Raw genomic sequence first — 7,788 nt, 5'->3', positions numbered from 1 at the left:
ATATCAATCGACCCTTGTGGTCGCACAACCCATTAGGAGTGCGACCACAAGGGTCGTATGTTTGTGCATACCTCCTTCCCGCCGGTCTTCGGCTCTGCGAGCCTTGACCGGGGGCTAGCTGAGTGGCACCCTAGCGGGTGCTCTTATGTCCTTATAGAGAGTATATTCAATCAAATCTAACATCTATTGACTAAACTTCCAATGGGTCACCTCTGGGGGCGGAGGGTTGTGATTGGGTAGTGAAATTGTTATCTTTGTGGAGGTATCTATATGTATAATGAGTATGGAAGGAAATTACGAGATAAATGGGGAGTTGGTGGTATTGGGTATCGAGAGCTCGTGCGACGATACGAGTGCGGCGGTACTAAGGGGTAATCGGCTGCTGAGCAATGTGATTGCGAGCCAAAAGGTACATGAGGCGTATGGGGGTGTGGTGCCCGAACTGGCGAGCCGTGCGCACCTTCGGAATGTGGTGCCGGTGGTGAGTGAGGCGCTTCGGCGGGCGGAGCTGAGGGCGGAGGATCTCGATCTGATCGCCTACACCCGTGGCCCTGGTTTGCTGGGGAGCCTGTTGGTGGGCACCTCCTTTGCCAAGGGATTGTCGGAAGGGCTCAAGATACCGATGGTAGATGTGAACCACCTCCAGGCGCATGTCCTGGCCCACTTTATCCAAGAGGGAGAGGTGGAGCGTGAGGTGCCCCACTTCCCTTTCCTTTGCCTACTGGTATCGGGGGGCAATTCGCAGATTGTGCTGGTTCGCTCGCCCCTTGATATGGAGATCATCGGCAAGACGATCGACGATGCTGCGGGCGAGGCCTTTGACAAGTGCGCCAAGGTGATGGGTCTCGGCTACCCTGGTGGCCCTGTGATCAATAAATTGGGTAACGAGGGCGACCCCTTTGCCTTTACCTTTGCCGAGCCACAGATAGCGGGCTACGACTATAGCTTTAGCGGGCTCAAGACCTCCTTCCTCTACAAGCTCCGTGACGAGCTGGCAAAGGATCCGCACTTTGTGGAAAACAATAAGGCCGACCTCTGTGCCTCGCTTCAGCGGACGATTGTGAAGATATTGATGAAAAAGCTCTCTCGTGCCGCCAAGGATCTAGGGATCAAGGAGGTAGCGGTGGCAGGAGGTGTCTCGGCCAATTCGGCTCTGCGTGATGCGATGGTAGCTTATGGCGAGCGAAGTGGTAGCCGTGCTTTTATTCCCCCTTTCGCCTACACCACAGATAATGCGGCGATGGTAGCGATGGCAGGTGCCTATCGATTTGCTAGTGGGGCGAGCAGTAGTATGGCCGATGCCCCCTTCTCCAAAGTGGTTATATAAGTGATGGGGCAGGTAGAGCGGCTTTACAAGGAGGTGGCAGAGCTTCTGAAGGAACGAGGTGCCACGCTAGCCACGGCCGAGAGCTGCACTGGGGGGCGGATCGCTTCGCTCCTCACCCAGGTGGCAGGAGCGTCGGAATGGTACCGCGGAGGGGTGGTTGCCTACACCCGTGAGGCGAAGGTGCATGTTTTGGGGGTACCAGAGGAGGAGCTCTCGGACGGACTAGTTAGCGAGCGGTGTGCGATAGCTATGGCTCGGGCGGCAGCGGATCGCTTTGGCGCCGACTTTGCGCTTTCCACCACGGGGGTGTGTGGTCCCTCGAGTAGCGAAGGGGTGCTGCCTTGTGGTGCCTGGATCGGTTGTGCCTCGGGAGGGCAGAGCAAAGCTTTCTTTTTTCAAGCCCCCGACCAGGGTCGCCAGCAGAATATTGAAGCGGTAGCAGTGGCAGCACTACAGCTATTGCTACAGACTTTGCGTACAAAGAGATAAAGGGAGCGAATGGAGGCGGCACTCAAGCGATATTTTGGTTACGACCATTTCCGAGCACACCAAGCGGAGGTGGTGGGGAATGTGATTCAGGGCTTCGACCAATTGGTGGTGCTCCCTACGGGTGGTGGCAAGTCGCTCTGCTACCAATTGCCAGCGATGATGATGGAGGGGTGTGCTCTGGTCATCTCCCCATTGATTGCCTTGATGAAGGACCAAGTATTGGCACTTCAAGAGCGGGGCATTGCAGCCGCCACCATCAATAGTAGCGTGACGCAGGAGTACCGCAATAGCGTCTCTATGGCACTCTCCCGAGGGCAGCTGAAGCTACTCTATATGAGTCCCGAGACCTTGATGAGTGCCAGTGGTATGTCACTAGTGAAGCAGGCCAAGATTTCTCTGGTGGCGGTGGACGAGGCACACTGCATCAGTCAGTGGGGGCACGACTTCCGTCCGGAGTATGCCCAGCTGGGGGTATTGAAAGAGCTATTCCCCGAGACCCCTATCATCGCCCTCACCGCCACAGCCGACCCAGCGACGCAAAAGGATATCCTCCTACAGCTACATCTCAGAGAGCCGATCGTGACGATTGGCGACTTCGACCGCCCCAATATCTACCTAGAAATCCGTCGGGGACTGAAGAAGCAGGAGAAGCTACGGGAGATCTTGATGTTTATTGAGGGGCGAGAGGCACACGCTTCGGGCATCATCTACTGCACCAAGCGAGATGATACGGAGATGCTCTCGAGGTACCTCAATGATAAGGGGTTCAAAGCCCTCTACTACCACGCTCAGATGGGTGCGGGGGAGCGGGATATGGTACATCGCCTCTTCCTAATGGGGCAAGTGGATATTGTCTGCGCCACTGTCGCCTTTGGCATGGGCATCGATAAGCCCGATGTGCGGTGGGTGATCCACTACAATATGCCCAAGAATATCGAGAGCTACTACCAGGAGATCGGTAGGGCGGGGCGTGATGGCAAAAGGGCCGATGCCCTCCTTTTCTACTCCTATGCCGATATCTTTGTGCTACAAAGGATGATACAAGATACGCCGATGCAAGACCTCAACCGCTCCAAGATGGAGTACATGAAGCGGTATTGTGAGGGCAATATCTGCCGGAGAAAGGTATTGCTCAGCTATTTCGGTGCCGAGGCAGAGGATCATTGTGGCAAGTGCGATGTCTGTCTGATGCCGAAGCGACAGACCATGGATGGCACAGTGATCGCTCAGAAGGCGATGAGCGCAGTGGTGCGTACGGGTGCTCAGGTGGGGGTGGAGATGCTGATAGATATTTTGAGGGGCTCCCAAAAGCGGTTGCTCCTCACGATGGGCTACCACACGCTCCCCACTTACGGGGTAGGACGCGACCTCTCGGCACTAGCGTGGCGGGAGTATATCTATCAGATGATTATGCTAGGGCTCATGAAGATAGATTATGCCGATGGGGGTAAGTTGCAAGTAACAGCCAGTGGCCAGGAAGTGCTTTTTGGCAGGGCTTCACTGGCACTACAACCTTTTCGCCCACTACCAAAGAGACGATAAGATATGAATAGAAGATTGATGATCATGCTATGGTGGGGGCTCCTATGCGGAGGACTCTTCTCCCTTTCGGCACAAGAGCCGACCACACTAGATGTGGCGATGGATAGCATTGCGGCCAAAGAAACAGTCAATGACCAGTTACTCCTCAGCCTAAAGCAACAGGTAACCACGCTTGATTCGCTCCGAAAGGTGGACTCCCTACAGAAGATCAACCTCGAACAGCAGTTGGCCAACCTCAAGACTTCTGATGAGATCAAAAGACTAGCAATAGAGCGTCAGCTGGGATTACTAGAGGAGAACCAATCAAAATACGAAAAGGATAAGAGTGCTCGGCTCGATTCATTGAGACAACATGCCGTGGGCTACCCTGTAGTGGGACTGGTAAAGGATACCCTCTTTACCCTCTACATACGGGTAGGGTCGTACGGCCCCGCCTACAGAGCCAAGAATATCCAAGAGCGGCTGCACTCCCTCTATGAGTATGGTTTTGGATCCGAGGATACCCTCACCGTCACCTACGACCATGACTATGCCGATATTAGCTACGAAGATCGCATCTTGATGACGGTCACACAAAATGAAGCCTTTTGGCACGACACCACTATCCAAGCACTTGCAGAGGAGTACAGCACGGCACTTACAGAAGCTCTCCATAGGGCTAATGATGAGTTTAGCACCTCCCGACTGCTGAAGCGCCTCGGGCTCTTAGTACTCTATCTCATCGGCACGGTGGCATTGATCCGCATCATCAATAGGGTGATACGTTGGCTCAAGTTAATGGTAGAGGTCAATCGAGATAAGTGGCTTAAGGACTGGCGGTACAAAGACTACACCATCATCTCCAAAGTCCAGGAGGTGCGACTCCTAGAGTATGTAATCAACTTCCTAAGAATAGTATTAATTGTAGCGGCAATCATTGTAGCGGTACCAATTATCTTCAACCTCTTCCCCTTCTCTAGGGATTGGTCGAGCAAGCTTTCGCATACCCTACTCACACCAGTTCGCGACCTCGGTATGGCGGTGTGGAATTACCTGCCCAACCTCTTCTTTATCATCGTCATCTACCTTGTGATGCGGCTGCTGAGCAAGCTAGCGAAGTATTTCTTTACCGAGATAGAGCTCGCCAAGTTGCGGATTCCAGGGTTCCACCCAGAGTTTGCCAAGCCCACCTACACCATTATCCGCATCCTACTGATCGCCTTTTTCCTCATATTGATATTCCCCTATCTGCCAGGGTCTGGCTCACCCGCCTTCAATGGCATCTCGGTCTTTGTCGGCGTGCTGGTCTCCTTCGGCTCCTCTAGTGCGATTGCCAATATGATTGCCGGGATTGTGATCACCTATATGCGACCTTTCAGAGTGGGCGATAGGATCAAGATAGAGGATGTGACGGGCGATGTATTGGAGAAAAATATGTTGGTGACACGACTGCGGACGGTGACGAATGAGGAGATCACCATACCCAATTCTAAGATCCTCACCGCTGCCACCATCAATTACAGTTCGCTAGCAGAGAGCAAGGGGCTTATTCTCTCTACCGAAGTAACCTTTGGCTTTGAAATTGCATGGCAAGAGGTAGAGGAGGCGATGCTAGAGGCGATCGGTCGGTGCGACCGCATCCTCAAAGCTCCCAAGCCCTTTGTACTACAAGCCGGCTTTAATGATAATTATGTGGTCTACCTTGTCAATGGTTATACCACAGAGGCCAATGCACAAGCCACCATTTACTCAGAGATTCGGGGGCATATACAGGATGTCTGCAGGGAGCGCGACCTTGAGCTACTCTCACCACACTACGTGGCAACTCGTGATGGCACGGAGCGAACCATTCCGCCAGAGTACAAGTCTCAGCACCCTAAAGATGCGGAGAAGGCGAAGCGGCAAGAGGAGGCAGCGGAGTGGCACGAGAAGCAAGAGGTGAAAAAGGCCGAGAAGCAACGAGAGAAGGAGCTCCAAGCAGAGGAACAAAAGAAACTGGAGAAAGAGGGACTACAGAAGGAGCAGGAAGATAAGCCTACCGAGACCTCTGACGACAATAATAAGGATAAGAAGTAAGTACAACCCACCAAATAAAGACGAATATGGATAAGAAACTAGAAGCCGCAGCAAGGGAGTATCACGCACTCCCACAGCCTGGCAAGATTGAGGTGCGGCCAACGAAGTCGCACAATACGCAGCAGGACCTCACCCTCGCCTACAGCCCAGGGGTAGCGGTTCCTTGTAAAGATATTGAGGCCGACCCAGAGCGTGCCTACGATTACACTGCCAAGGGAAATCTGGTGGCGGTCATCTCCAATGGCACCGCCGTGCTCGGGCTAGGAGATATCGGGGCTATGGCTGGAAAGCCGGTGATGGAGGGCAAGGGACTGCTCTTCAAGATCTATGCCGGAATTGATGTCTTTGACCTAGAGGTGGATGAAAAGGATCCCAAGAAGTTCATAGAGGTGGTTCGCTCCCTCGCCCCAACCTTTGGAGGCATCAACCTAGAGGATATCAAGGCACCCGAGTGCTTTGAGATTGAGGAGGAGCTAAAGAAGTCACTGGATATCCCTGTGATGCACGACGACCAGCATGGCACCGCTATCATCTCAGCTGCTGGTATGCTCAATGCCCTCAAAATAGCTGGGAAAAAGATAGAGGAGGCCCGCATCGTGGTGAGCGGTGCAGGGGCATCGGCACAGTCTTGTACCAAGATGTATCTCGCACTTGGTGCCAAGCTAGAGAATATCGTGATGATCGACTCCAAGGGAGTAATCCGCAAAGATCGCCCCAACCTCGATGAGCGTAAAGCTTTCTTCGCCACCGACCGAGAGGGGATCTACACCCTAGCTGATGCAATCAAGGGAGCCGACCTATTCCTCGGCCTTTCCCAACCACGTCTGCTCACTCAGGAGATGGTACGCTCTATGGCACCCAACCCTGTGGTCTTTGCTCTTGCCAATCCCGAGCCCGAGATCACCTATGAGGAGGCTAAGGAGGCACGCCCCGATGTGCTGATGGCCACCGGTCGCTCCGATTATCCTAATCAGATCAATAATGTCATCGGCTTCCCCTACATCTTCCGTGGTGCCCTCGACGTGAGAGCTACGGCGATCAATGAGGAGATGAAGATGGCCGCCACCATTGCTATTGCCAACCTCGCCCAGGAGCCGGTACCCGATGAGGTCTCCAGCGCTTATGGGCACATGCCCCTGCACTTCGGCCCCGATTACTTTATCCCCAAACCAGTGGACCCTCGCCTGATTACTCGCGTCTCTATGGCGGTGGCCAAAGCGGCGATCCGCACAGGAGTAGCCCGTAAGGAGATCACCGATTGGGAGGCCTACGAGCAGGAGCTAGCCACACGCACAGGTGGCATGAGTCACCTATTGAGACGTATCCACGAATCGGCACAAAAGGCACCAAAGCGGATGATCTACGCTGCAGGGGAGAATCCATTGGTACTCCGTGCAGCAACAGAGGCAGCACATCTCAAGATTGCCCGACCCATTGTACTGGGCGACCCAGTGGTGATTCAGCAGATTGCCAAAGAGCATGACCTCGACCTCTCTACCATCCAGATCATCAATCAGCATAGCGATGAATGGAAGGAGAAAAGAGAGGAGTATGCTCGAAAGTATACCGAGCAAAACTGGCGTAAAGGCGGTAACCTCAGTGAGGCGAAAGACAAGATGTTTGGCCCCAACTACTTCGGTATGATGATGGTGCAGTGTGGTGATGCCGATAGCCTCATCACAGGGCTCTACTCTAATTACGGGTACCTCGCCAACGTCGCCCGCGACACCGTGGGGATCGCACCTGGGCATCAGCACTTTGCCACGATGCACCTGGTGATGATGAAGAGTGGACCGCTCTTCCTCGCCGATACGCTGATTAATCAAAACCTCAAGGCAGAGACCCTCGTGGACATTGCTCTTCTAGCGGCTGAAAAGGTGCGTTGCTTCGGCATCAAGCCGGTGATCGCCATGGTGAGCTTCTCCGACTTCGGTAGCACCGATGCCGAATCGTCCGTGGAGGCGCGCAAGGCGGTGGAGATCCTTCATAAGGAGCACCCACACATCAAGGTGGATGGAGAGATGCAGCTACAGACCGCACTCAACTTCCAGCGGCGTGACCAGCTATACCCCAATAACAGCATCAAAGGCGAGCCTGCCAACGTACTGATATTCCCTCGCCTCTCCGCTGCCAACGCTTGCTATCAGCTACTCAAGCACCTAGATATCGCAGAGGACGTGATTGGGCCAATCCAGATCGGACTCGCCAAGCCGATCTACTTTGCCGACCACGACGCCGGGGTCAAGGACATTGTCAATATCACAGCAATGGCCTCCCTCGACACCAATAACTGCCTCATCTAAAAGCAAACTCGATACGAAAGCCACCTCCACAATTATGGAGGTCAGGGGTTACGCATTAGAAAGTTCTTACCG

Annotated in this window: 5 protein-coding genes; all 5 read left to right on the top strand. The window is 53.8% G+C overall.

Features of this window, described 5'->3' with window-relative positions; genetic code table 11:
- Window positions 1-277 precede the first annotated feature (277 nt).
- The 5 genes from tsaD to HMPREF3027_RS01915 are packed head-to-tail and all read left to right on the top strand — an operon-like array spanning window position 278 to window position 7,716.
- Window positions 278-1,327: a tRNA (adenosine(37)-N6)-threonylcarbamoyltransferase complex transferase subunit TsaD gene (gene tsaD / locus HMPREF3027_RS01935; RefSeq protein ID WP_083317466.1), complete on the top strand. Its 1,050-nt coding sequence runs from the start codon at window positions 278-280 to the stop codon at window positions 1,325-1,327.
- A gap of 3 nt (window positions 1,328-1,330) precedes the next feature.
- Entirely contained in the window at window positions 1,331-1,816 is a 486-nt protein-coding gene (locus HMPREF3027_RS01930; RefSeq protein WP_070706606.1) for a CinA family protein, read from the top strand.
- A gap of 9 nt (window positions 1,817-1,825) precedes the next feature.
- Complete coding sequence (locus HMPREF3027_RS01925; RefSeq protein WP_070706604.1) at window positions 1,826-3,358, top strand: RecQ family ATP-dependent DNA helicase; 1,533 nt, start codon at window positions 1,826-1,828, stop codon at window positions 3,356-3,358.
- 3 nt (window positions 3,359-3,361) lie between these two features.
- Window positions 3,362-5,413 (top strand): mechanosensitive ion channel family protein, encoded by a 2,052-nt coding sequence (locus HMPREF3027_RS01920; RefSeq protein ID WP_070706602.1) that lies wholly within the window; start codon window positions 3,362-3,364, stop codon window positions 5,411-5,413.
- Window positions 5,414-5,439: 26 nt separating this feature from the next.
- Window positions 5,440-7,716, top strand: a complete 2,277-nt coding sequence (locus HMPREF3027_RS01915; protein ID WP_070706600.1) for an NADP-dependent malic enzyme — start codon at window positions 5,440-5,442, stop codon at window positions 7,714-7,716.
- Window positions 7,717-7,788: the final 72 nt, after the last annotated feature.

Origin of the sequence: Porphyromonas sp. HMSC077F02 (genome assembly GCF_001815465.1) — a bacterium.
GTDB classification, from domain to species: domain Bacteria; phylum Bacteroidota; class Bacteroidia; order Bacteroidales; family Porphyromonadaceae; genus Porphyromonas_A; species Porphyromonas_A somerae.
The sequence above is the reverse complement of the archived record's forward strand: the minus strand, read 5'-3'. Positions and strand labels throughout refer to the sequence as shown.